Genomic DNA, 23,004 nt, shown 5'->3' on the forward strand with positions numbered 1-23,004 from the left:
TTCTACCGCATCAGCCTACATGCTGCGCTTTTCCGCCCGTAAACTGGCTGTTGTACAGATCGGCGTAGAAGCCACCTTTCGCCAGCAGTTCCTCGTGCGTGCCCTTTTCGATGACGCTGCCGCCGTTCATGACCAAAATCAAATCGGCGTCGCGGATCGTGGACAGGCGGTGCGCGATGACAAAGCTGGTGCGGCCTTTCATCAGCTCGTTCATCGCTTTTTGGATATAAACCTCGGTCCGGGTATCGACGCTGCTTGTCGCTTCGTCGAGAATCAGAATGGACGGATCGGCCAAAATGGCGCGGGCGATCGTCAGCAGCTGCTTCTGCCCCTGCGAAATGTTCGAAGCTTCCTCGTTGAGGACCGTCTCGTAGCCGTCCGGCAGCGTCCGGATAAAGTGGTCGGCATGGGCCGCTTTCGCCGCCTCCACCACTTCCTCCTCGGTCGCGCCGCTGCGGCCGTAAGCGATATTCTCGCGGATCGTGCCGTTAAACAGCCACGTATCCTGCAGCACCATTCCGAAAATGCTCCGCAGGTTGCCGCGCTTCAGCTTCGTGATATTGACACCGTCGATCGTAATCGCGCCGTCATTGATTTCATAGAAACGCATCAGCAGGTTGATGAGCGTCGTTTTGCCGGCGCCGGTCGGCCCGACGATCGCAATCGTCTGCCCCGGCTTGACGTCGATGTTCATGTCCTCGATCAGCGTTTCGCCTTCATTGTAGCCAAACTTCACGTGCTCGAAGGCGACCGCGCCTTTAGGGTTCTTCAGTTCGACCGCATCGGCCGCTTCCGGCACCTCCTCCTGCTCGTCGAGGAGCTCGAAGACGCGTTCCGCCGAAGCGATCGTCGATTGAATGACGTTGGCTATATTCGCCGTCTGCATGATCGGCTGCGTGAACTGTCTCGCGTATTGAATGAAGGCCTGCACGTCCCCGATGGTGATCGTTTTATGCGTGACGAAAATGCCGCCGACGACGCAGACGAGCACGTAACCGATGTTGCCGATAAAGGACATCATCGGCATGATCATGCCGGAGATGAACTGGGCTTTCCAGCCCGAATGGTACAGCTTGTCGTTGATTTCGTTGAACGTCGCCACGGATTCGTCCTCGCGGCCGAACGCCTTGATGATTTTATGGCCGGTGTACATTTCCTCGACATGCCCGTTCAGCTGGCCGAGGGAACGCTGCTGGCCCATAAAATGCTTCTGGGACCGCGATGCGATCATCCGGATCACGATAAAGCTCAGCGGCAGCGTTACGATCAGAATGAGCGTCAGCCAAGGGCTGATCGTCAGCATCATCACAATGACCCCGACCAGGGTGACGATCGACGTCATCAGCTGCGTCAAGCTCTGCTGCAGCGTCGTGCTGATGTTGTCCACGTCGTTGGTCGCCCGGCTGAGAATTTCGCCATGCGTTTTCGAATCGAAATATTTGAGCGGCAGCCGCGACAGCTTGCGGTTGATCTGCTCGCGCATGTCGTACACGACCTTTTGCGCCACGCCGGCCATCATATACTGCTGCGCATAACTGAACACGGCGCTGAACAGATACAGCCCGATCAGCCAGAGCAAGATTTCCGTAATGTAGCCGAAATCGATGGAAGCGCCCGGCACGTGTTGCGTTTTGGCCAGGATGCCTTCAAACAGCGTGGTCGTCGCCTCTCCCAAAATTTTCGGGCTGACGATGCTGAACACGGTGCTGAGGATCGCCATCAGGAAGATGACCGCCAGCGCAACGCGGCGCGGCCGCAGATAGCCAAGGAGCCTGCGCAGCGTGCCTTTAAAATCTTTGGCCTTTTCGGCCGGCATCATCTGTCCGGGGTGGCCGCCGGGATGGCGCGGGCCCGGAGGCCGGCTTCCGGGATGTTTTCTGTGTTCGCTCATGCGATCTCCTCCTCCGACAGCTGCGAGGATACGATTTCACGGTATACGTCGCAGGTTTCCATCAGCTCGCGGTGTTTGCCGATGCCGGCCACGCGCCCTTCGTCCAGCACGATGATCCGGTCGGCATCCATGACTGTGCTGGCCCGCTGGGCCACGATCAGAACGGTTGCGTCCCCCGTCACTTCCTTCAGCGCTGCGCGCAGCTTGGCGTCCGTCTTGAAGTCAAGCGCGGAGAAGCTGTCGTCGAACAAATAAATCTCGGGTTTTCGGACGAGCGCCCGGGCGATGGACAAACGCTGCTTCTGCCCGCCGGACACGTTGGTTCCGCCTTGGGAAATCTCGGACTCGAAACCGTCCTTCATCTTGGAAATAAACTCGGTCGCCTGCGCGATGTCCGCGGCCCGGCGCAGCTCCTCGTCGGTTGCGTCGGCTTTGCCGTAGCGGAGGTTGTCCGCGATCGTGCCCGTAAACAGGACCGCCTTTTGCGGGACATAACCGATTTTGGCGCGAAGCTCCTCTTGGGTCATCTCCTTGACGTCCCGGCCGTCCACCAGCACGCTGCCGCTTTCCGCATCGTAAAAACGCGGGATCAAGCTGAGCAGCGTCGATTTGCCGGAACCGGTGCCCCCAATGATCGCGGTCGTTTCGCCCGGTGCGGCGCTAAAGGAAATTTGGCGAATCGCCGGCTGCTCGGCGCCCGGGTAACTGAACGTCACATCCCGGAACTCGAGATAACCGCGTTTCTCCGTTTCTTTGCTTTCGGCGGCCGGTGCGGCGGGATCGACGATTTGCGGCTCCATGTCCAGCACTTCGTTGATCCGGGTCGCCGACGCGGATGCGCGGGGCACCATCACGAAAATGACCGATACCATGATCAGCGAAAACATGATCTGCATCGCGTACTGGATAAACGCCATTAATGCGCCGACCTGCATATGGCCCTCGCTGATCCGGATGCCGCCGAACCAGACGATGGCGATCGTCGAGAAGTTCATGACGAGCATCATGATCGGCATCATGGCCGCCATGATTTTGTTGACTTTGACCGCCGTTTGCGTCAAATCGTAGTTGGCTTCATTAAAACGCTTCTGTTCATGTTCGATGCGGTTAAAGGAACGGATGACGCGTATGCCGGTCAAGTTCTCGCGCAAAACGCGGTTCAGCTTATCCAGCTTGACCTGCATCGCTTTAAAGAGCGGCAACCCTTTGCCCGCAATGATGAAAATGGCCCCGGCCAGCACCGGCACGATCACGACGATCACGAGCGACAGCGTCGCATCCTTCGAAACGGCCATAATGATCCCGCCGATGCACATCATCGGGGCGCTGATCATCATCCGCAGAATCATCGTCAGCACCTGCTGCATTTGCGTAATGTCGTTGGTCGTGCGCGTGATCAGCGAGGCGGTGCCCAGCTTATCGAATTCCTGCAGCGAAAAATGCTGGACATGCCGAAAGACGCGGCTGCGCAAATTTTTGGCGAAACCGCCCGCCACCTTGGCCGACAGGTAACTGGCTCCGATGGAGCAAAAAGCCCCGCCCAAGGCCACCAGCAGCATAAAGCCGCCGATTTTCCAAATATAAGGGATATCTCCGTGCGTGATGCCTTTGTCCACGATGTCGGACATCAGCGTAGGCAAATACAGGTCCGACATCGATTGGATGAACACGAGCAAAAAAACGAACAGAATCGGCCCTCTGTAAGGCTTCAAATTCCGAAACAGCTTCAGCATGTCGGCACTTCACCTCCATCCGATGAATCATCCTTCTTTTTGCTTTCATAATACTTATAGGCCTTGTTCAGCAGCTCGGACAGCTTCTCGCTCTCCTCGATGCCCAGGTAATCGACCAGCCCCCGGAAGGAATGGATCGTCGCCTTGCGGGCTTGCAGAATCACGTCCCGCCCCTCCTCGCTGAGCCTGATCCGCACGACCCTGCGATCGGCCTCATCCGGAGTCCGCTCAATCCATTTTTTCTTCTCCAGCGCTTTGACAAACTGGGTGACGGTCGGAGAGGTGACCCGCAGCATCGAGCTGATCTCGGACACTTTAAGTCCCGGTGCGCCCGGCTCGACATGCCGCATGAGCAGAACCATCAGCCCCATCTCGCTGAGCTTCAATCCTTCGACCACCCGGTGGCGAAATTCGCCCCTGTTAAACCGCATGACCGCCTGAAGCAGCTGGACGACGGTTTCGTGATGCCGATCATGCTCCTGCAGCTCGGGATCCTCGCAGCAAGGTCCCTGCCGGTTGTTGTTATCGCCGTTCATGACGTATATCATCCTCCTTTCCTCAGGTGTGCTATGAAGAATGTTTGCCCGCACAAAAAAAATAATTAGGTCACCAATTAAATAGGCAACCTAATTATATATCCGTTCCGATTTTTATGTCAATTAAAACATATGTAAAATACGATGAGCCGCTACCCCTTGTCTTCCATCAATATCCCCTGCGTAAATGCGATCCATTCCCGCGCGGCATAGGACAGGTAACGGTCCTTGCGCCAGATCATCCCAAGCTGCCACGGAATGACCGGTTCCACCAGCGGCATAATCCGGATCCGCTCCCGGTTGATTTCCCGGCAGATCGTTTCCGGCAGCAAGGCGATGCCCAAATTCGCAGCTACCATGCCGCTGATCAGGTCCCATTGGGAGCTTTCGTAAACGATATGCGGCTGGAAGCCGACCTTGACGCATTCGGTGATGATCCGGTCGTGCAGCGCAAAATCCTCCCGGAACAGCACGAAGTTCTCTTCCGCCAGATCGATAAGGCGGGCGCACTCCCGATCGGCAAGGCGGTGGGAGGGATGCATCAGCAGCATCAGGTTTTCCCTGACGAACGAAAACGAGTGGAACAGCGCGTCGTCGGTCGGCAGCACCACGACGCCGATGTCGAGCAAACCGCTCTCCACGTCGACCTCTACCTTTTTGGCCCCGTCTTCAAAGATCTGCATCGTCACCTGCGGATATTTCTGATGGAACTGCCCGATCACCTCCGGGAAAAAGCTCGATCCGACCATGGGCGGAAGGCCGAGGCGGATATGCCCCTTCTTCAGGTTTTTCAAATCTCCGAGCTCGGAGGACAAGCTTTGAAACGACTTCACGATCGGCTGCGCCTGCTCGTAAATAATCCGGCCGGCATCGGTTAGAACCACCTTTTTGCCGGAGCGGTCAAACAGGGTCACGCCAAGTTCCTCCTCGATGTTGCGGATCGTTTTGCTGATGGTCGGCTGCGTGATGTACAGCGTTTCCGCCGCTTTCGTAAAGCTCTGCAGCCGGGCTACCTCCATAAAGTACTGCAATTGCCTGATGTCCATCTCAAGCCTCAAACTCCTTTCAAAACGCCTGATCTGCAGCGGTATGTCCCAATTGCCGGCGTTCGGACGCGATCTTGTTATGTATAGAAAAAGGGAATGGTCATCATTCTTTTAATTCATTTTACTCATGAAAATAAGGGGTGTAAAATTTTCACGTAAATGAAAGGAGAGAATCCCTGTGAACAACATGATCAAAGGAACGGTGCAGGTTGCGGCGCTCATGGCATTCTCGCTGCTGATGAACAAGCTGGCCGGACTTTTGCATTTGCCGATTCCAGGCAGCATTCTGGGGATTGTCGTGGTGTTTGTTTTGCTGGAAACCGGCATCCTCCGCCTGGAATGGATCGAGCTCGGCGCCAATTGGCTGCTTGCGGAGCTGCTTTTGTTCTTCATTCCCGCGGCTGTCGGCATCATGAAATATATCCCGATGATGGAAAACGACGGCGTCCGCATCTTGATCGTAGTCATTTTCAGCACATTCATCGTCATGGCCAGTTCGGGGCTGCTTGCATCCCGAATCGCCAAACAAAAAGAACGGAGGGCTTCGCGATGATCGGCATTGTCTGCCTGCTCGTTACGCTCGGCATTTATTTCGCGTCCAAGCGCGTTTACGGCAAATACCGCAAAATTTATTTATCGCCGCTCCTGGTTACGCCCATCATCCTTGTCCTTATTTTGATCTGGGCGAATATTCCTTATGAATCCTACAATTCTGGCGGCAAATGGCTGAGCACCATGCTGCAGCCGGCGACGGTCGCGTTTGCGGTGCCTTTGTACAAAAACTTCAAGGTACTCAAAAAGTACGCCGTCGAAATTATCGTCAGCGTGCTTGCGGGTTCGTGCATGGCTATGGTCTCATCGGCGTTTCTTGCCAAATGGCTTCATCTCAGCGGATCGCTCGTCACGAGCATGATTCCCCGCTCCATCACGACGCCGATCGCGATGAACGTTTCGCAGGTCCTCGGCGGCGTGCCGAACATCACCGCCGTGTTCGTCATTATTTCCGGGCTTCTTGGCCCCGTGATCGGGCCGTTCGTGCTTCGCCTGTTCAAGATCGAAAGCGAAGTCGCCCGAGGCATCTTGTACGGCACCAGCTCGCACGGCGCAGGCACCTCGAAAGCCTTCGAGATGAGCGCCTTGTCCGGAACGATCTCGAGCATTTCGATGATTCTGGCCGCCTTGTTTACGCTCGGCGTGGCAACCTTCATGACGGCCATCACGTAAGATGGACATCTGATGGAACGATTTCACTCGTAATTGACGCGTACCGGCTTTCCGGTACCCGCCGATTCCAGCGCGGCGCAGGTGACGGCCTGCGTCTTGTACGCGTCGGCATAATCGGAACGAATCCGGGAGCGGTCACCCGTGCGCAGCGCATGGAGGAACGCTTCCGTTTCTTTTTGGTATGGATTCGAAGGCTCCCGGTATTCCGTCCGCTCGCCCGGCCTGATCCAGGATAAGCGCCGCGGGTTCCAATCCAGCACTCCCTGATCGGTATAAACGGCCAGTCCCACGCCGTCCGCTTCGGTTCCCGCCGGCAGCACGCACGTATTGGAAATATTGGCGACCAGGCCGCTTTTCAGCTTGAGCGTGACCGTGCCGACATCCGAGACTTCCACGCCTTCCTCCTGCTCATGTTTGACGCGGCTGCCGTACAGCGCATACACTTCCTCCACCTCGCCGGCCAAGTAACGAAGCAAATCCGCCAGATGCGTGGTTTGTTCGATGAACTGCCCTCCGGAACCGTTCTGCTTCCTCCACCAGGAAACGCCGGGCATGCCGTCCATCCAGCGGCCGAGAACCATGCCCGCCTTCTGCTGACGCAAAAGTTCCTTCATTTTATCCATGTTGGACTGGTAGCGGAAATGATACCCGACCGAAGTGAGCAAACCGGCTTCCTCCACCCCTGCCAGGATGCTCCGCGGAACGTCCGTATCCAGTCCGAGCGGTTTCTCCGCCAAAAACGGGATGCGGCGCAGGATCAGCTCCCGTTCGATCGCTCCGTGCGACATCGGGGGCACGCAAACGTATGCCGCGTCCAGCCGCTCCGTTTCCAGCATTTCCGTCAGGTCCCCATATCCGGCGGCCCCGTACGGCTGCGCCGCATGCTCCGCCTTCTCCTTGCTGGTCCCCAAAAAAGCCCGAACCTTTACGCCCTCGGCTGCGACCAGCAAATCCGCGTGTACCTTGCTGAACCAGCCTGTCCCGATGATTCCGATCTGAAGCGCCATGGCAGATCCCACCTTCTTCCGTATTTATCCCCTATCATACAGGACGTTCGGAAGGGTTGGCTACGGATTTCATCCGTTCCGCCTAGCTCTTCCATTCCTCCGGAAGCAGCGCCCGGTAATGCGGCTGCGTAAACCGGTCGTCGATCAGCATCAAAACCCCGGTATCCCGCTCCGAGCGGATCAGCCTGCCGCCGGCCTGCAGCACTTTGTTCATGCCGGGCAGAACGTAAGCGTAATCGTAGCCGCTTTTGCCTTCGCGGTTAAAATGGTCGCGGATCAGGTTCCGCTCCAGCCCGAGCTGGGGCAGCCCGACGCCGACGACGGCCACGCCGATCAGGCGGTCTCCCTGCAGGTCGATGCCTTCCGAGAAAATGCCTCCGAGCACGGCAAACCCGGCCAACGTATCGCGATTATCCGCCCGGAAAGCGGACAGGAAACGCTCCCGCTCCTCTTCGGCCATGCCGGGTCCCTGCACGATCGTCCCGACGTCCGGATATTTCATGGCGAAAACTTCATACACGCTCTGCAAATATTGGTAGGAAGGGAAAAAGAGCATGTAATTGCCCCGTTTTCCGGTAACCAGCCGGTAGAGCAAATCGGCCAGCGCTTCGCGCGTCCGCTCCCGGTCGCGGTACCTGGTGGACAGCGGGTGAATCTGCACGTCAAGCTGCTCCTTCTTGAAAGGCGTTGGGATCGAGACGGCATAATCGTCCGCATCCGCCCCCAGCATATCCCGATAATAGGAAAGCGGCGTCAACGTCGCCGAGAAAAACACCGTCGAACGATACCCTTTCTCCGCCTGCGCCAGCAAATAGGAAGGGTCCAGGCAAAACATCCGGATCGTGACGTCGCTGCGCATAATCTCCGCATAGGTCACGTACCGTTCGTCGTACAGCTTGGACGTGCGGATGAAGTTTTGGGCAGCAAAATACGTTTCCAGCAGAAGCTGCTGTTCTCCCGGGCCTGCGGCCAGTTCCCGTTCGGCCTCGCCTGCAAAGGCCTCCAGGAGACGAACCAGCTCTTCGGGAGCTTCTTCGGACACATGCGTCCGTTCGTCGCCGCAAGCCTTCCGAAATTCGATGAAGTATTTGTTCACGGCGTCCGCGGCCTGGGCAACGGCCCGGTTGCGCTGCTTGTAATCCCGTTTCAGCTGGAGAAAGCCGGCTTTGCCGATGTCGGCCGAGAACATCTCCCGCCCCCGATCGACCAGGTTATGCGCTTCGTCCACCAGCAGCACCGTACGCCGTTTTTGCTCTTCCATCAGCCTTTTGAACGACACGCGCGGATCAAAAACGTAATTGTAATCGCAAATGACCGCATCCGCCGCATATGCCGCATCAAGCGAAAACTCGAAGGGACAGACCCTATGCTTCCGGGCGTACCGCTCAAGCACCTCCCGCGTCATGATCGTTTCGTTGGCGAGAATGTCGAGCACCGCGCCGTTAATCCGGTCGTAATAACCGTCCGCATACGGACAGGCTTCCTTCGTGCATACGGTCTCCTCTTGAAAGCAGACCTTCTCCTTGGCGGTGATCGTGACGGACTGCAGGCGCAGCCCCTTCTCCTGCATCAGGCCTAACGCCTGCTCCGCGGCGGTCCGGGTAATGGTTCTTGCCGTCAGGTAAAAAATTTGCCCGAGCAGCCCTTCGCCGATCGCTTTGACGGACGGAAACAGGGTGGACATCGTTTTGCCGATCCCGGTCGGCGCTTTGGCCAGCAGCTTTTTCTTTTCCATGATCGCCCCGTACACCGACCCGGCCAGCTTTCTCTGCCCTTCGCGGTATGCGGGAAAAGGAAACGGCAGCGCCCGGATGCTCTCATCCCTGAGACGTACATTTTCGAGCCGCAGGGCGGCGTAGGGGGCGTACCGCCTGACGACGTCCGTCACGAAATCCGTCAGCTCGGCGAAGGTGCGGGTGCGCTTGAACCGCCTTTCCTCCCCCGTTTTGGCGTCTACGTAAGTGAGCTGAACGCCCACGCGCTCCAAACCCTGATCCTTTGCTACAATATAAGCGTATACCTCCGCTTGGGCCCAATGGACGGCTCGCCCGTCCTCAAGCATGTCCAGTCCGGCCGAGGTCGATTTGATTTCGTCGACGGTCAGCCCCTCGTCCGTGACGATCAAACCGTCGCATCTTCCTTCGATTTGATATATAATGCCGTCAAACGGGATTTCCGTTTTAAGATATACTTCTTTATGATCCCCTTCCCGGTACGCCCGCTGCACCTGCTGGTGAATCCGGGTGCCCTCATGCATCGCGGCCGGGGTCCGGAAACCGGAATCGATGCTCCCGCTGCTGAATACATATTCCACGAGCGGCCTAACCGAAATATGTACGATGTTGCTTTTCGTTTCTTCGCCAGTCAATGGGATCACCCGTTCCCCTGTTGTTTTTCAATATCATACCACATCGTTCTTCCCGCAGCCTACCTCCCCTTCCCAGAAAAAGGGTGTTCCTTCCAAAAAGTTGTCCAAAATGTTTCCGGAAGCCAAAAAAATATTGCCTGTTTAAAGTATTAAAGGGTTGAAGATTTCCGGCACTCTCGTGTATAATTCTTGTTTAAATACAGATTCATGCTTACAGAATGCGTAAGCCTTAAGTTAGATTTTCTTAATGCTTCAGCATTCTGTAATTTTGAATCCAGGGATAAGGAGAGAAGCCAATGACATTTTTGCATGTAGAACTGCCTGCGGAAAAGAAAGCCAAATCGTATGTCAATGAAGTCTTCGAAACGGTGTGTAAAAGGAACCCGAACGAAAGCGAATTCCATCAGGCCGTCAAGGAAATCCTCGACTCGCTCGTTCCCGTGCTGGCCAAAGAGCCCAAATACATGGAGAACGGCATTCTGGAAAGACTGGTTGAGCCTGAAAGACTGATTACCTTCCGGGTTCCTTGGGTAGACGATCAAGGAATCGTGCGCGTCAACCGCGGCTACCGCGTCCAATTCAACAGCGCTATTGGCCCTTACAAGGGCGGACTTCGCTTTCACCCCTCTGTAAACTCCAGCATCATCAAATTTCTCGGTTTTGAGCAAATTTTGAAAAACTCCCTGACAGGCCAGCCGATCGGCGGCGGTAAAGGCGGTTCGGATTTTGACCCGAAAGGCAAATCGGACGCCGAAGTCATGCGCTTTACCCAAAGCTTCATGACCGAGCTGTACAAATACATCGGATCGGACGTTGACGTTCCTGCCGGCGATATCGGGGTAGGCGCCCGCGAGATCGGATTTATGTTCGGCCAGTACAAGCGCATTCGCAGCGGCAACGAAGCCGGCGTCCTGACGGGAAAAGGCATCACTTACGGCGGAAGCTTGGCTCGTCCTGAAGCGACGGGCTACGGCACGGTATATTTCGTCAACGAAATGCTGAAAGCGAAGGGCGACAGCCTCGAAGGCAAAACGGTCGTCGTTTCCGGCTCCGGCAACGTGGCCATTTACGCCATCCAGAAAGCGAACCAATTCGGCGCGAAAGTCGTGGCATGCAGCGATTCCGCCGGTTACGTGTACGATCCGGAAGGCATCGATTTCGAAACGGTGAAACAGCTGAAGGAAGTCGAAAGAAAACGGATCAGCGAATACGTGAAGCTGCATCCGGGCGCAAAATATTTCGAAGGCTGCTCGGACATCTGGACGATCCCTTGCGACATCGCCCTGCCTTGCGCGACCCAAAACGAAATCGACGAAAACGCGGCGAAGCTGCTCGTAGCCAACGGCGTCAAAGCCGTGGCGGAAGGCGCCAACATGCCTTCGACGCTGGCCGCCATCGATGTATTCCTTGAAAACGGCGTTCTGTTCGGACCGGCCAAAGCGGCCAATGCCGGCGGCGTAGCCGTGTCCGCGCTCGAAATGTCCCAAAACAGCATCCGTACGTCCTGGACGTTCGAAGAAGTCGACGAAAAGCTGCATCAAATCATGATCAACATTTACAACAACAGCGCCCAAGCGGCCGAGCAATACGGCTACCCGGGCAACCTCGTGGTCGGCGCCAACATTGCCGGCTTCGTCAAAGTGGCTGACGCGATGATCGCCCAAGGCGTCATCTAATCCGGTCTCATTCATTTTTTACAAGCATCCGGTTTCCCGGAAGAAATTTGCCCCTTGCGGCAAACCTATTTTCTTCCGGAAGGCCGGATGTTTTTTGTTGTTGGCCGCGAAACGGCTTTTTACCCCGAATTTGCCTTGAAATGTTTTGTCCCCGGTTTTGACTTCTGATCTGGCGAGGGGCATAATATTTTTATTACGATCCGGAATTTTGCAAGTTTTTTTGACTCACGAAGCTCCGAAAATCCGCATCCATCACCTGCTTCGCTGCCCGCTGGGCGGCTAGTTGTTTTTCTCAACGGAGGGAAGTCGTATCGTGTCACGTGAATCCATTGCCCAAATTTTAAAAAAGCCGTTTGCGATCTTTACGATCATTCTGCTGTTGAAGGGGTACCTTGCCTGGGCCGTAACGTTTGGAGATTGGCTGCCCTGGAGGGTGCTGATCACGGAAATCCCTTTCATATGGCTGCTGTTTTGCCTGATCGAATGGTGCGCCTCCAAGCGCAAGCTCATGGCCTATACGATCGTAAACATCATACTCACCGGCGTTTTTTTCGCAGTCATCATGTATTTCAAGTACTACGGCGTCATCGTCAACTACCATGCCTTGGCGCAGGTCAACCAGGTAACCGAGGTCAAAAGCAGCGTGTTCTCGCTGATGGACCCGTATTATCTGCTTGTGTTTGCCGATATTATCGTGCTGCTCGTGCTTTTGCTGAAAAGCCGCAAGGTCAAGGAATGGAGAATCAGCATCAAGCGCAAGCCGAAAAAAAGCGTCGTATCCGTTGTCTTCATCTTGTGCCTGGTCGTCTGCCTGTTTAACATTTTGCCGAACCGGGCCAGCATGAACGAAATCAAAAAAGCCCAGCAAATGGGCATTCTCAACTATGAGGCTTATACGATTTTTTCGCAGAAGAAAGAGCCGCTCATTCCGCTGGAAAACATCCATCAGGCCGACATCGACAAACTGAAGGGCATTACCGTGCCCGACCATCCCAAATATTTCGGGAATGCCAAGGGGAAAAACCTGATCATCATTCAGCTGGAATCGTTCCAGAATTTCCTGATCGGCCTGAAAATCGACGGCAAGGAAATTACGCCGAACATGAACAAGCTTGCCAAGGAGCAGCTCTACTTCTCGAACTTTAACCAGCAAGTCGGACAAGGAAATACGTCGGATGCGGAATTCGTGGTCAACACCTCCTTCTACATTCCGCCGGACGGAGCCGCCACCCAACGTTACGTGGACAAAAAGCTGCCAAGCCTGCCGCGTCTGTTGGAGCAAAACGGCTACAATACGCTTACGCTGCACACCAACAAGGTGCATTTCTGGAACCGGGAGGAGCTGTATTCCTCGCTTGGCTTCCAGCATTATTACGACCAGTCTTATTTCGGGGAAGACGATCTGGTATTCTTCGGCGCTTCCGACGAGGTGCTGTACGCGAAGACGGCCAAGAAGCTGCAGGAGCTCGACCGGGAGGACAAACCTTTTTACGCCCAAATCATCTCGATGTCGGCGCATCACCCGTTTACGATTCCGGCCCGAAAATACAAAATGGAGCTGCCTGAACGTTACCAAGGCACTTTTGTCGGAGACTATATCCGGGCGCAAAATTATGCCGATTACGCTTTGGGGCTTTTCATCGAGGATTTGAAGCAAAAAGGGCTCTGGGACGACAGCCTGATCGTCATATACGGAGACCATATGGGACTGCCGATTTATTCCCTGGACCATGACGATAAAGAGCTCATGAAAGAAATTTACGGGCATGAATATTCGTACACCGACATGCTGAACATTCCGCTGATCATTGCCGGCAGCGGCGTTCCGCACGAGCAAATCCGCGAGGAGGTCGGCGGGCAAACCGACATTATGCCGACGGTGGCCAACCTGCTTGGCGTTTCCTTGAAGGATCACGTCCATTTCGGGCAGGACCTGCTGAACCAGACCTATAATTTGCTCCCGCAGCGGTATTACCTGCCTTCCGGATCGTTCTTGAACGACAACGCGATGTTCATGTCCGGCAGCGGATATGAGGATGGCACGCAATACCCGCTGAGCGGAAACGATTCGATCGGCAAAGGAACGACCAAAGATGAATTCAATCGCGCGCTCCGGCTGCTGAAGCTTTCCGACAGCTACGTGAACCAGCAGCCGCTGAAGTAAGCCCCCGCGCGGCAAATAAGCCCCGCTCCTGATGTCAATCAGGGCGGGGCTTTTTCATATCATTACGGCTAATACGCAAGCTGGTGCAGCAAATCGGTCAGCACCTGAACGCCGGCTTCCAAATGTTCGGGTTCCGTATATTCGAGCGGCGAATGGCTGATGCCTTTTCGGCTCGGGACAAAAGCCATGGCCGTCCGGCAGCAGGCCGCCAAGATTTGGGCGTCATGGCCTGCGCCGCTCGGCATCCGCCGGTACGGCAAATCCCGCGATTGGCAGATCCGCTCGATGGCATCCGTAAGCTCCGCATCCATGGCAATCGGCGCGGTATTCATCCAACGTTCGGTCTCGATGTCGACGTTGCGCCGCCCGGCAACCTCATGCAGCAGGCCGACGAAATGGGCGCAAGCCTCTTCCAGCTTGGCCCCGTCGGGATGGCGGACGTCCATGGTGAAGATGACTTCCCCCGGGATGACGTTAGGCGTGCCGGGAATCAGCTCCATGCGCCCGACCGTCGCCACAAGCGGCGCACCGATCTCATCCGCGCCGTCCATGACCGCCGCCACCATCTCGCCGGCAGCCCGCATCGCATCCCTGCGGTACGGCATCGGCGTCGTCCCCGCATGGTTCGCCTCTCCTTTCACGCGGACGGTATAACGCTGCAAACCGACGATTTGCTCGACGATGCCGATCGTTTGCCCTTCCTGCTCCAAGATCGCTCCTTGCTCGATATGCAGCTCGATAAAGGCGCCGATATCCGTCCGCGCCCCGCGCCCCCGGCTTCCGGGCCCGAAGCCCGCCGCCTTCATCGCCTCCATGAAAGAAATCCCCTGATGGTCCCGCGCATGCTCCACATCCTTGTAACCCGCAGCGCCGGTCAGAAACGTCGATCCCCAATAGTTATAAGGGAACCGGCTGCCTTCCTCTTCGCAAAAAGCGACGACCTCGATCGTTTTTTTCGGCGCTCCGTATTTCTCGCGCAGGCGGGCCAGCGCCGCGATTCCGGCCACGATCCCGTACGCTCCGTCGTATTTCCCCCCGCGCTGCACGGTGTCCACGTGCGAACCGGTCAAAATGCACTCGCTGTCCGCATCCGTGCCCTGCAGCCGTCCGAACAAATTGCCGGCATCGTCGAAAGCGGGTTCAAGCCCAAGCGATTTCATTTTTTCCGCCAATGCCTCCTGCGCTTCCTTCCAGGAACGCGTATATAAAAGACGGGTCACTCCGCCGTCCGCATCCGCCCCGTAGCGGCCCAACCACTCGATAAGCTGTTCGGTCATCTGCATGTCTTCCTGCTCCAATCCTGTCTCGGTTTTCAAGCTGATGCAAAATATCCCCGCTCATACCGGATTTTCTGCATACTCTTCTTCGCTTCTATACACCATATCACTGCTGCAACAAAATTTCTATGTATACCCGCAAAGCCCTGTTTTCAGGTTTGCCCGGCTCCTTTTTTTCTGTAAATACGAACATTAATGACTATGATATTGCGCAAAGTTCGCTTTTTCCTTTGACGCGTTCAAAATGTACATGGTATAGTTACAAGGCAGAAGACGAAAACACAACCAGACAAAGGAGTCCTCCAGCAATCATGAACAGCACGAGATTATCTTGGTTAGACCGCTTTTTTAAGCTCAGCCATTATAAGACGAACGTGAAAACCGAAATTCTCGCCGGTCTCACCACGTTCGTCACGATGGCATACATCATTGTCGTCCAACCGGACTTGATGAAAGCCGCAGGCATGGATCAGGGTGCCGTCATGGTAACGGTGCTGCTGGCATCCGGCCTGTTCAGCATTATTATGGGACTTTACGCGAAACGGCCGTTTGGCGTAGCGCCCGGCATGGGCGGAAACGTATTTTTTGCCTACAGCATCGTGGCCGCGGGCCTCGCGACATGGCAGCAGGGACTCGGGATGGTGTTCATCTCCGGCGTGGTATTCCTGCTGCTCACCTTCTTGGGGCTGCGCGAAACGATATCCCGCATCATTCCTAAAAATATCAAGCATGCCATTGGCGCGGCCGTCGGCTTGTTCATCATCGGCACCGGCTTTGCCAATGCAGGCATCATCGTACAAAACAAAACCGGAACGCTCACGCTCGGCAGCTTGCATTCGCCGACCGTGCTGCTTTCCCTGATCGGGCTGGTCATCATCATCGGCCTGATGGCGCGCAAATTAAAGGCGGCCGTTTTCATCGGGATCATCATCACGTCCGCCATCGGGATACCGATGGGCATTACGAAGCTTCCGCATTCTTTCGGGGATTTATTTTCCCTGCCGCCGGATCCGTCTTCGATCATCTTCCAGGTCGATATTCCCGGTGCCTTGAAGCTTGCGTTTTTCCCGCTGATGTTTACCTTTTTCACGGGGGAATTTTTCTCCACCATGGGCACCGTGCTCGGCGTAGGAGCGAAAGCGAACCTGCTCGACAAGGAAGGGAACCTTCCGGATATCAAAAAGCCGTTTATCGTCGACGGGATCGCGACGGTGGGCGGATCCTTGCTCGGACAAACGACCATCACGACTTACATTGAATCCGCGAGCGGCGTCGAAGCCGGCGGACGCACGGGCCTCACGGCCGTCACGACGGGGGTTGTGTTCCTGCTCGCTTTGTTCGTTACGCCGCTCATCCTGCTCATTCCTAGCGCGGCTACGGCTCCGGCCCTGATCGTCATCGGCTTGTCCATGCTCGCCACGCTGAAGAACATCGACATGGAAGAATGGGAAGAATTCCTTCCCGCTTTGCTCACCGTCATCTCTGCGGGACTTACGTTCAGCCTGGCGAACGGTATCGTATTCGGCATTTTGTCTTACGTCGTCATCAAAGTATTCCTGGGCAAATTCCGCGATATCCATATCGGGTTATGGATTTTGTGCATTCCGCTTATCTACTACCTCTGGCTCAAATAATCTGGGATAAGGAGATCGATTCAGCATGAACCGCACACTTATTGCCGCCGCACGCGGCGATCATCCACTGGATTTAGCGATCAACAACATTCGGCTGGTCAACGTTTTTACCGGCGAAATTTACCCGGCTGCCATCGGCATCGCGGACGGCACCATCGTTCACGTCACCGCGCCGGGCGAAACGGAGCTTGAAGCCAACGAAACCATCGACGGGCAAGGCAAGTTCGCCGTTCCCGGACTGATCGATACGCATTTGCACATCGAAAGCAGCATGCTGACGCCGGCCCATTACGCGGAAGCCGTGCTGCCTCACGGCACGACGCTGATCGTGACCGATCCGCATGAAATCGGCAACGTCCTGGGCGAGGAAGGCGTTCGTTACATGGTCGAAGCCAGCAAGGTGCTGGACCTGCGCGTCATGACGCTGGCGCCGTCCTGCGTGCCGTCCGCCCCGGCGGTCGAAACGGGCGGGGCGGATTTCACGCCCGAGGTCATCGAACGCATGTTGACCTGGGACGGCATCGACGGCGTGGCCGAAGTGATGAACTATCACGGCGTCATTCACGAAGACCCGCGCATGATGGGCATCCTCGAAGCCAATGAACGCGCCGGCAAAATTCCGCAGGGACACGCGCCGACGGTCGTCGGCCGCGAGCTGTCGGCTTACCTCGTCGCCGGACCGGACTCCGACCATGAATGCCGCACCATGGAAGAAGCGATCGCCAAACTTCGCGCCGGCATGATCGTGGACATTCGCGAAAGCTCCTTTTCGCTGAATATGGCCGAAGTCGCCAAGGCGATCGCCGGCAAAGGGTACCTGCCGAACGTTACGCTGTGCACCGATGACGTGCTGGCATCCGACCTGATCGACCGGGGCCATATCAACCACGTCGTGGTCCGTGCCATCGAAGAAGGCATTCCGGCCGTGGACGCCATCCGCTATGCGACGCTGAACGCCGCAAACCGCCTGAACCGCAAGGATGTTGGAGCCATCGCTCCGGGACGCCTTGCCGACATCGTGCTGGTCGACGCGCTTGAAACGATGAACGTCTCCGACGTTTTCATCGGCGGCGAAGCGATCGTCAAAGAAGGCAGGCTGATCAAACGCCAGCAGCATCTGGAGCCGCCGCAGGCGTATTTGCAAACCGTGCACCTGCCGGAAATCCACGCCGACGATTTGCGCCTCGACGTCTACGACCCGAACGCCACCGAAGCGCGCGTACGCGTCATCGAATACGATTTTGCGCCCGGCCTTCCTACCGGATTCATCGAAACCGTGCTGCCGGTCAAAGACGGACAGCTTGTCCCGGAAGCATATGACGGACATAAAGGGCCTCTGAACCGCGTAGCCGTATGGCATCGCCACGGACTGAACAACAATAAGGCGCTCGGGCTGACGGCAGGCTTCGGCATTATCGAAGGCGCGGTAGCGACGACGGTTGCCCATGACAGCCACCATCTGGCCGTCCTTGGCGTCAACACCGACGATATGGTCATGGCGGCCAACGAGCTGCGCAAGCGCAACGGCGGCATGATCGCCGTCAAAAACGGCAAGGTGATCGCATTCCTTCCGCTCCCGCTTGCAGGGCTGATGAGCTTGGAGGAAGGCGAAACCTTCGCGCCGAAAATCAAAGAATTCATCGAGATCATCCAGGCCGAAGTCATGCCGGGCAAAAACCCGATCCACCGCATGATCGTCGTCACGCTCCCGGTCATTCCGGCAGCCAAAATTACCGATCTTGGCTTGGTGGACGTCAACAAGCAGGAGCTTGTCCCGCTGATTATCGAAACCAAATAATCCTTTGAACCATAAAAGCCCCCGGGACCGCGCCGGACGTCCAACGTCCTTGCGGTTCGGGGGCTTCTTTTTTCGATCCGGCGCCGATTCCGGTTTTGCTTACACGACCGGCTGGTCTTCCGCTTTTTCCGGCACAGGGGACAAATAACGCTCCACAAAACGGCTTATGCGATACGCATACTCCTTTTTGTCAACAAAATAGGCATTCGCATGGACCGCGGCAGGCACGACATACAAATCGGTTTCTCCTCCGGCCGCCGCTGCGAGGCGATGGACCATTGGAAAAGGAACAAACGCGTCCTTGTCCCCATGGATGAACAAAATGGGAAGGCGCGTTTTGGCGACCTGCTTCAAGGCCGAACCTTCACCGAAAAAATAACCTGCCCGGAGCTTGCACACCAGACTGGTTACAGGCAATAGCGGAAACGGGGGCAGCTTGTACATCTGCTTCAGCTGGTACGTCAAAATGTCCTTGATCGAAGTGTAGGCGCAGTCGGAGACGATGCATTTTACCTGGTCGGGGAGCTGCTCGCCGCTGGCCATCAGCACCGTTGCCCCGCCCATCGAGACGCCGTGCAGCGTTATCTGCATGTCGGGCCCGCTTCGCTCCAAAATATAACGGATCCACTGCACGACGTCCCTGCGGTCATGCCAGCCGAAACCGATGTAATCGCCGCCGCTTTGCCCGTGTCCGCGGTTATCCGGCATCAGGACATGGAAACCCATGTCGCTGTACAGCTTGGCGAAAGCGCCCATTTCCCGTCCTTGGCTGTTATATCCGTGTACCACGATCGCCGTCCGGTTCGACGGCCGGGGCGCAGGGATGTAATATCCCGTCAGCGGCAGCCCGTCCTCTCCTTGAATATGCACGGTTTCGACAGGCTGGCTGCTCAGCCATTCCTCCGCATGTTCCCACGGATGATCCATTTTTACCAGTGCCGGATCGGTTTCCAGGAAATCTTTCCGGCTTCGTTTGATGCCTACATTATAGAAATATATGCTTGCTCCGAAAAGAAGCAGCAGGATGACGATCACGCATAAAAAGACGATCATTGCCGCGGTCATGTTTTCCTCCTTACCGAAATTGCGATCGAGCCACTGTAAATATGTACCTTTTAAAAATACCACTTGCCGCGGTCTTTCACAATGATTGACCCAATCAAAAAAACAGCCCGCGGCTTATGTCCGCTGCGGCTGCTTTTTGAGGCTCGGAGTTCCGCTTCAGGAGTCTCCTTTATTTTGCTGTTTGCGCGCCATGGCCCGCAGCGCTTCGCGGTAAGCATCGTCGGAGCTGGGGTCCGGCTTGGCTTCGGCCTTCTCCTGCCGGACTTCTTCCGGAGCATACCCCGCAAACTTGCGCAGAGCCTCGCGATAAGCCCGGTCGCCTTCGCTTGCGGACCGGTGCGCCTCCGATTCGGCTTCCGCCAGCGCCGTCCGGTCCGCGGCTCTTGGCGCGACCGTCCTTGAAGGTTCTGACGGAGCCGCGGCCGGGGGCCCGACCTCCGGAGGAAGATCCTGAATGGACATCGCAGGCGGAGCTTCGGGCGTTTCAGCCGCTTCTTGCTTTGCAGGTTCCTTTATTTCCTTGCGTTTGCCGGCCCGTTTGCCGGCACGGGAGTTATAGACGAAAAGAAAAACAAGCGCTGCAATGGCGAGCACCACGAATGCAATGACCATCGTTCATTCACCCTACCTTGAGGCCGATGAAGCAACCAGCCGTTTGGTTACCTCAGCCACCCGTCTGCCCAAAGCGCGCCCAAGGATCAAGTCGTTTTCGCTTGGCAGGTTTTTCGGATCTTCATCGGACAGCTCGACGGGGCAGGTGACGCCAACGCCGTAATAAGAGCCGTACAGGGCATTTTCCGGAATGTCGCTCGGGAGCCCGACGATGATCATGCCGTTATGAAGCATCGGCGTAATCAGGTTGATTAACGTCGACTCCAGGCCGCCGTGAACGGTAGCGGTCGTGCAAAATACGCCGCCCACTTTTCCGATCAGCTTGCCCTGGGCCCATAAATACCCCAGACGATCGATCCATGTCTTCAGCCCGGCGCTGATCGTCCCGAAATGCCCCGGGCAGCCCCAGATGATGGCGTCCATGCCTTCCAGCTTGTAAATATCCGCCTCATTGACATGGGCAATCTCCGTTTCCGCTCCTTCGACTTCGCGGGCGCCTTCGGCCACGGAAAGGGCAAGCGCTTCGGTATGTCCGTTTTCGCTGTCATAAACCACGTATATTTTCATGCGGATGATCCCCCTTACTCATGCTTTGATTCCTTATTTATCCCCATTCCCTTTTCATTTATCCATAGGCATGGCGGCCGGATGCAAAAATCGACAATGCTGAATATGCTATCCCCATTTAGGGGATGCTCACTTTATCTGGCTGCAACCAGCTACCCAAGATTAGGAGGAGACTAACACGTATGAACTCTCGCGCACTTCTCGTCAATGTTCTTGTCGTCATCATCGTGCTCGCGTTGGGCGGTGCGGCGATCTACTATTACAACCAGACGTCGAATTACGTGAAAACCGACAATGCGCAGGTGACGGGACAGGCCGTTTCCATTAACGCGCCGGCGGCCGGAAAGCTGGCGAGCTGGAACGGGCAGGTCGGGCATTATTACCAAACGGGCGAAGTGGTGGGAAGCATCGTCGCGCAAGGAACCCGCACGGACATTACGTTTCCGCTCAGTTCCACGATCGTACAGCAGAACGCTCTTCCCCATACGTATGTCGCGCCCGGCACGACGCTGGCAAGGGCTTATAATTTGAACAATCTGTGGATCACCGCCAACATTGAAGAAACGAAGCTGGACAAAATCAAAGTCGGACAAACGGTCGACGTCTATGTCGATGCCTTTCCGGATACGACGCTGACGGGCAAAATCGATCAAATCGGACTGGCGACCGCTTCGACGTTTTCGATGTTTCCAACGACGAATTCCAACGCCAACTACACGAAAGTGACGCAAGTCGTTCCGATTATTATCACGATCGAAGGCTACAAAGGTCTCGGGCTCGTTCCCGGCATGAACGCTACCGTCCGAATCCACATTTAGCGAGGGGGCTTTCCTGCCATGGCAAACGCAAAGGAATTTCATATGGGGCGAACGCTCACCGTCCTGCTGCTGGGAGCCTTTGTCTCCATTTTGAACCAAACGCTTCTGAACGTGGCCATCCCCCATTTGATGAATGAATTCAACGTGTCGGCCACGACCGTCCAGTGGCTCTCCACCGCGTATATGCTCGTGAACGGCGTGCTCGTGCCGGTGACGGCGTTTCTGATCGAATCGTACGGAACGCGCGCCTTGTTCATGTCCGCCATGGGCCTTTTTACCGCCGGGGCGGTCATATGCGCCGTCAGCAACTCGTTCGTGATCATGCTCGTCGGGCGGATCATTCAGGCGAGCGGCGCGGGCATCATTATGCCTGTCGTCATGAACGTGTTTCTGACGGTGTTTCCCCCGGAAAAACGGGGAACCGCGATGGGGACGATGGGCATCGCCATGATGTTCGCCCCCGCGGTCGGCCCGACGCTTTCCGGCTGGATCGTGGAGCATTACACGTGGCGCATTTTGTTCATCATGGTCATCCCGCTTGCCGTGTTGGACATTTTGTTCGCTTTCCGGTGGCTGACGAACGTCAACAAGCTGACCAAACCGAAGTTCGATTTTTGGGGAGTCGTCTTTTCCACGCTTGGTTTCGGCGTGCTTCTGTACGGCTTCAGCTCGGCGGGAGACAAAGGCTGGACAAGCGGGGTCGTGCTTGGCTCGCTGTTCGTCGGCCTCGTCTTTATCGCGTTGTTCGTCGTGCGCGAGCTGAACATGAAGGTTCCGATGCTCGATTTTCGGGTGTTCCAGTACGATATCTTTACGTTTTCCACCATTATCGGCGGCCTGGTCAACATGGCGATGTTCGGCGCGATGCTGCTGCTCCCGATTTACCTGCAAAACATCCGGGGCTTCACGCCGCTCCAGTCGGGGCTGCTATTGCTGCCCGGCGCTTTGCTGATGGGCGTCATGTCGCCGATCTCCGGCGCGATTTTCGATAAAACCGGGGCCAGGCCGCTTGCGATCGTCGGTCTCATCATCACGGCGCTGACGACGTTCGAATTAAGCAAGCTGACCTCGGACACCACCTTCTCCCACCTGATGCTGCTGTACACGGTGCGCAGCTTCGGCATGTCGCTGATCATGATGTCCGTGCAGACCGAAGGACTCAACCAGCTTCCCCCTCGGCTTGGGGCCCATGGCACGGCGATGTCCAATACGATGCGGCAGGTGGCCGGTTCGATCGGGACCGCGCTGCTCGTGACGGTCATGTCCACGCGCACGACGATCCACGTTGAGCAGTCGGCGGAGCTGTATACGCCAAACAATCCGTTTTTGACCGAAAACCTGGCCGCGGTCAGCCAAAACATCTCCGCCGCGGCCGGTGTGCCTGCCGAAACCGGATACGCCCTGGCGCTTCAAAGCGTCATTGGCGTCGTGACCGAAAAGGCAACGATCGAAGGGATCAACGACGCCTTTATCGTGGCGACCTGGATCGCCGTCATCGCATTGGTGTTGTCCTTCTTCCTGCGCCGGGCGCGGAAAGGCAAAAGGACCAAACCCGCGAAATAATAATCCGAACGCCCAGGAAGGCTTG

At 56.2% G+C, this 23,004-nt stretch carries 18 protein-coding genes; 8 read left to right on the plus strand and 10 right to left on the minus strand.

What is annotated here, in order from left to right; translation table 11 throughout:
• Positions 1-10 precede the first annotated feature (10 nt).
• The 4 genes from NYE48_RS26195 to cidR all read right to left on the minus strand — a co-directional run bounded on the left by NYE48_RS26195 (position 11) and on the right by cidR (position 5,206).
• Positions 11-1,891: an ABC transporter ATP-binding protein gene (locus NYE48_RS26195; protein WP_341000413.1), complete on the minus strand. Its 1,881-nt coding sequence runs from the start codon at positions 1,889-1,891 to the stop codon at positions 11-13.
• Positions 1,888-3,624 carry an ABC transporter ATP-binding protein gene (locus NYE48_RS26200; RefSeq protein ID WP_212951114.1) on the minus strand — a complete coding sequence of 579 codons (1,737 nt, stop codon included), beginning with the start codon at positions 3,622-3,624 and terminating at the stop codon, positions 1,888-1,890. The genes NYE48_RS26195 and NYE48_RS26200 overlap by 4 nt, the downstream gene beginning before the upstream one ends.
• On the minus strand, positions 3,618-4,160 hold the full coding sequence (locus NYE48_RS26205) for a MarR family winged helix-turn-helix transcriptional regulator (RefSeq protein WP_052146731.1): 543 nt from the start codon (positions 4,158-4,160) through the stop codon (positions 3,618-3,620). The genes NYE48_RS26200 and NYE48_RS26205 overlap by 7 nt, the downstream gene beginning before the upstream one ends.
• A 152-nt stretch (positions 4,161-4,312) precedes the next feature.
• Positions 4,313-5,206 (minus strand): cidABC operon transcriptional activator CidR, encoded by an 894-nt coding sequence (gene cidR, locus NYE48_RS26210; RefSeq protein ID WP_341000414.1) that lies wholly within the window; start codon positions 5,204-5,206, stop codon positions 4,313-4,315.
• Positions 5,207-5,384: 178 nt separating this feature from the next.
• Between cidR and NYE48_RS26215 the strand changes: the two genes are divergently transcribed.
• Positions 5,385-5,759 carry a CidA/LrgA family holin-like protein gene (locus tag NYE48_RS26215; RefSeq protein ID WP_036706259.1) on the plus strand — a complete coding sequence of 125 codons (375 nt, stop codon included), beginning with the start codon at positions 5,385-5,387 and terminating at the stop codon, positions 5,757-5,759.
• Positions 5,756-6,430, plus strand: a complete 675-nt coding sequence (locus NYE48_RS26220) for a CidB/LrgB family autolysis modulator (RefSeq protein ID WP_341000415.1) — start codon at positions 5,756-5,758, stop codon at positions 6,428-6,430. Before NYE48_RS26215 ends, NYE48_RS26220 begins: the two co-directional genes overlap by 4 nt.
• Before the next feature lie 23 nt (positions 6,431-6,453).
• On the opposite strand, the gene NYE48_RS26225 is transcribed toward NYE48_RS26220, so the two are convergent.
• A complete protein-coding gene (locus NYE48_RS26225; RefSeq protein WP_341000416.1) occupies positions 6,454-7,437 on the minus strand; it encodes a Gfo/Idh/MocA family protein in 984 nt (327 codons plus the stop codon).
• A gap of 82 nt (positions 7,438-7,519) precedes the next feature.
• Complete coding sequence (locus tag NYE48_RS26230) at positions 7,520-9,814, minus strand: helicase C-terminal domain-containing protein (RefSeq protein WP_341000417.1); 2,295 nt, start codon at positions 9,812-9,814, stop codon at positions 7,520-7,522.
• Positions 9,815-10,101: 287 nt separating this feature from the next.
• Here NYE48_RS26230 and gdhA point away from each other — a divergent pair, with 287 nt between their 5' ends.
• Together gdhA and NYE48_RS26240 are read left to right on the plus strand one after the other, a co-directional pair.
• The gene (gdhA, locus tag NYE48_RS26235; RefSeq protein ID WP_052146730.1) at positions 10,102-11,481 is read left to right on the plus strand and encodes an NADP-specific glutamate dehydrogenase; all 1,380 of its coding nucleotides are present in this window, start codon (positions 10,102-10,104) and stop codon (positions 11,479-11,481) included.
• 310 nt (positions 11,482-11,791) lie between these two features.
• On the plus strand, positions 11,792-13,645 hold the full coding sequence (locus tag NYE48_RS26240; RefSeq protein WP_445324085.1) for an LTA synthase family protein: 1,854 nt from the start codon (positions 11,792-11,794) through the stop codon (positions 13,643-13,645).
• 68 nt (positions 13,646-13,713) lie between these two features.
• Here the strand turns inward: NYE48_RS26240 and allC are convergent, their stop codons facing one another.
• Complete coding sequence (allC, locus tag NYE48_RS26245) at positions 13,714-14,961, minus strand: allantoate deiminase (protein WP_341000419.1); 1,248 nt, start codon at positions 14,959-14,961, stop codon at positions 13,714-13,716.
• Between the two features lie 272 nt (positions 14,962-15,233).
• Here allC and NYE48_RS26250 point away from each other — a divergent pair, with 272 nt between their 5' ends.
• Together NYE48_RS26250 and NYE48_RS26255 are read left to right on the plus strand one after the other, a co-directional pair.
• Complete coding sequence (locus NYE48_RS26250) at positions 15,234-16,556, plus strand: NCS2 family permease (protein WP_212951120.1); 1,323 nt, start codon at positions 15,234-15,236, stop codon at positions 16,554-16,556.
• A gap of 25 nt (positions 16,557-16,581) precedes the next feature.
• Positions 16,582-18,354: an adenine deaminase gene (locus NYE48_RS26255; protein ID WP_341000420.1), complete on the plus strand. Its 1,773-nt coding sequence runs from the start codon at positions 16,582-16,584 to the stop codon at positions 18,352-18,354.
• Between the two features lie 99 nt (positions 18,355-18,453).
• Here NYE48_RS26255 and NYE48_RS26260 read toward each other — a convergent pair whose 3' ends face one another.
• From NYE48_RS26260 to NYE48_RS26270, 3 genes are all read right to left on the minus strand, one after another.
• Positions 18,454-19,419, minus strand: a complete 966-nt coding sequence (locus NYE48_RS26260; RefSeq protein ID WP_036706251.1) for an alpha/beta hydrolase — start codon at positions 19,417-19,419, stop codon at positions 18,454-18,456.
• A 156-nt stretch (positions 19,420-19,575) separates the two neighbouring features.
• Positions 19,576-20,031: a hypothetical protein gene (locus NYE48_RS26265; protein WP_036706250.1), complete on the minus strand. Its 456-nt coding sequence runs from the start codon at positions 20,029-20,031 to the stop codon at positions 19,576-19,578.
• A gap of 12 nt (positions 20,032-20,043) precedes the next feature.
• Positions 20,044-20,598, minus strand: coding sequence for an NAD(P)H-dependent oxidoreductase (locus NYE48_RS26270; protein ID WP_341000422.1), 555 nt, complete (start codon positions 20,596-20,598; stop codon positions 20,044-20,046).
• A gap of 182 nt (positions 20,599-20,780) precedes the next feature.
• Here NYE48_RS26270 and NYE48_RS26275 point away from each other — a divergent pair, with 182 nt between their 5' ends.
• Both NYE48_RS26275 and NYE48_RS26280 read left to right on the plus strand, forming a co-directional pair.
• Positions 20,781-21,416: an HlyD family secretion protein gene (locus NYE48_RS26275; protein WP_036706245.1), complete on the plus strand. Its 636-nt coding sequence runs from the start codon at positions 20,781-20,783 to the stop codon at positions 21,414-21,416.
• Between the two features lie 18 nt (positions 21,417-21,434).
• On the plus strand, positions 21,435-22,979 hold the full coding sequence (locus NYE48_RS26280; protein WP_341000423.1) for a DHA2 family efflux MFS transporter permease subunit: 1,545 nt from the start codon (positions 21,435-21,437) through the stop codon (positions 22,977-22,979).
• Positions 22,980-23,004: the final 25 nt, after the last annotated feature.

Source organism: Paenibacillus sp. FSL M7-1455, from assembly GCF_038004655.1.
Classification (GTDB): Bacteria; Bacillota; Bacilli; order Paenibacillales; family Paenibacillaceae; genus Paenibacillus_AQ; species Paenibacillus_AQ cookii.

Bases quoted from the DNA above. Each gene is read 5' to 3' on its own strand.
- NYE48_RS26195 (WP_341000413.1), bottom strand. From the start codon at position 1,891: ATGAGCGAACACAGAAAACATCCCGGAAGCCGGCCTCCGGGCCCGCGC.
- NYE48_RS26200 (WP_212951114.1), bottom strand. From the start codon at position 3,624: ATGCTGAAGCTGTTTCGGAATTTGAAGCCTTACAGAGGGCCGATTCTG.
- NYE48_RS26205 (WP_052146731.1), bottom strand. From the start codon at position 4,160: ATGAACGGCGATAACAACAACCGGCAGGGACCTTGCTGCGAGGATCCC.
- cidR (WP_341000414.1), bottom strand. From the start codon at position 5,206: ATGGACATCAGGCAATTGCAGTACTTTATGGAGGTAGCCCGGCTGCAG.
- NYE48_RS26220 (WP_341000415.1), top strand. From the start codon at position 5,756: ATGATCGGCATTGTCTGCCTGCTCGTTACGCTCGGCATTTATTTCGCG.
- NYE48_RS26225 (WP_341000416.1), bottom strand. From the start codon at position 7,437: ATGGCGCTTCAGATCGGAATCATCGGGACAGGCTGGTTCAGCAAGGTA.
- gdhA (WP_052146730.1), top strand. From the start codon at position 10,102: ATGACATTTTTGCATGTAGAACTGCCTGCGGAAAAGAAAGCCAAATCG.
- NYE48_RS26250 (WP_212951120.1), top strand. From the start codon at position 15,234: ATGAACAGCACGAGATTATCTTGGTTAGACCGCTTTTTTAAGCTCAGC.
- NYE48_RS26255 (WP_341000420.1), top strand. From the start codon at position 16,582: ATGAACCGCACACTTATTGCCGCCGCACGCGGCGATCATCCACTGGAT.
- NYE48_RS26260 (WP_036706251.1), bottom strand. From the start codon at position 19,419: ATGACCGCGGCAATGATCGTCTTTTTATGCGTGATCGTCATCCTGCTG.
- NYE48_RS26265 (WP_036706250.1), bottom strand. From the start codon at position 20,031: ATGGTCATTGCATTCGTGGTGCTCGCCATTGCAGCGCTTGTTTTTCTT.
- NYE48_RS26270 (WP_341000422.1), bottom strand. From the start codon at position 20,598: ATGAAAATATACGTGGTTTATGACAGCGAAAACGGACATACCGAAGCG.
- NYE48_RS26275 (WP_036706245.1), top strand. From the start codon at position 20,781: ATGAACTCTCGCGCACTTCTCGTCAATGTTCTTGTCGTCATCATCGTG.
- NYE48_RS26280 (WP_341000423.1), top strand. From the start codon at position 21,435: ATGGCAAACGCAAAGGAATTTCATATGGGGCGAACGCTCACCGTCCTG.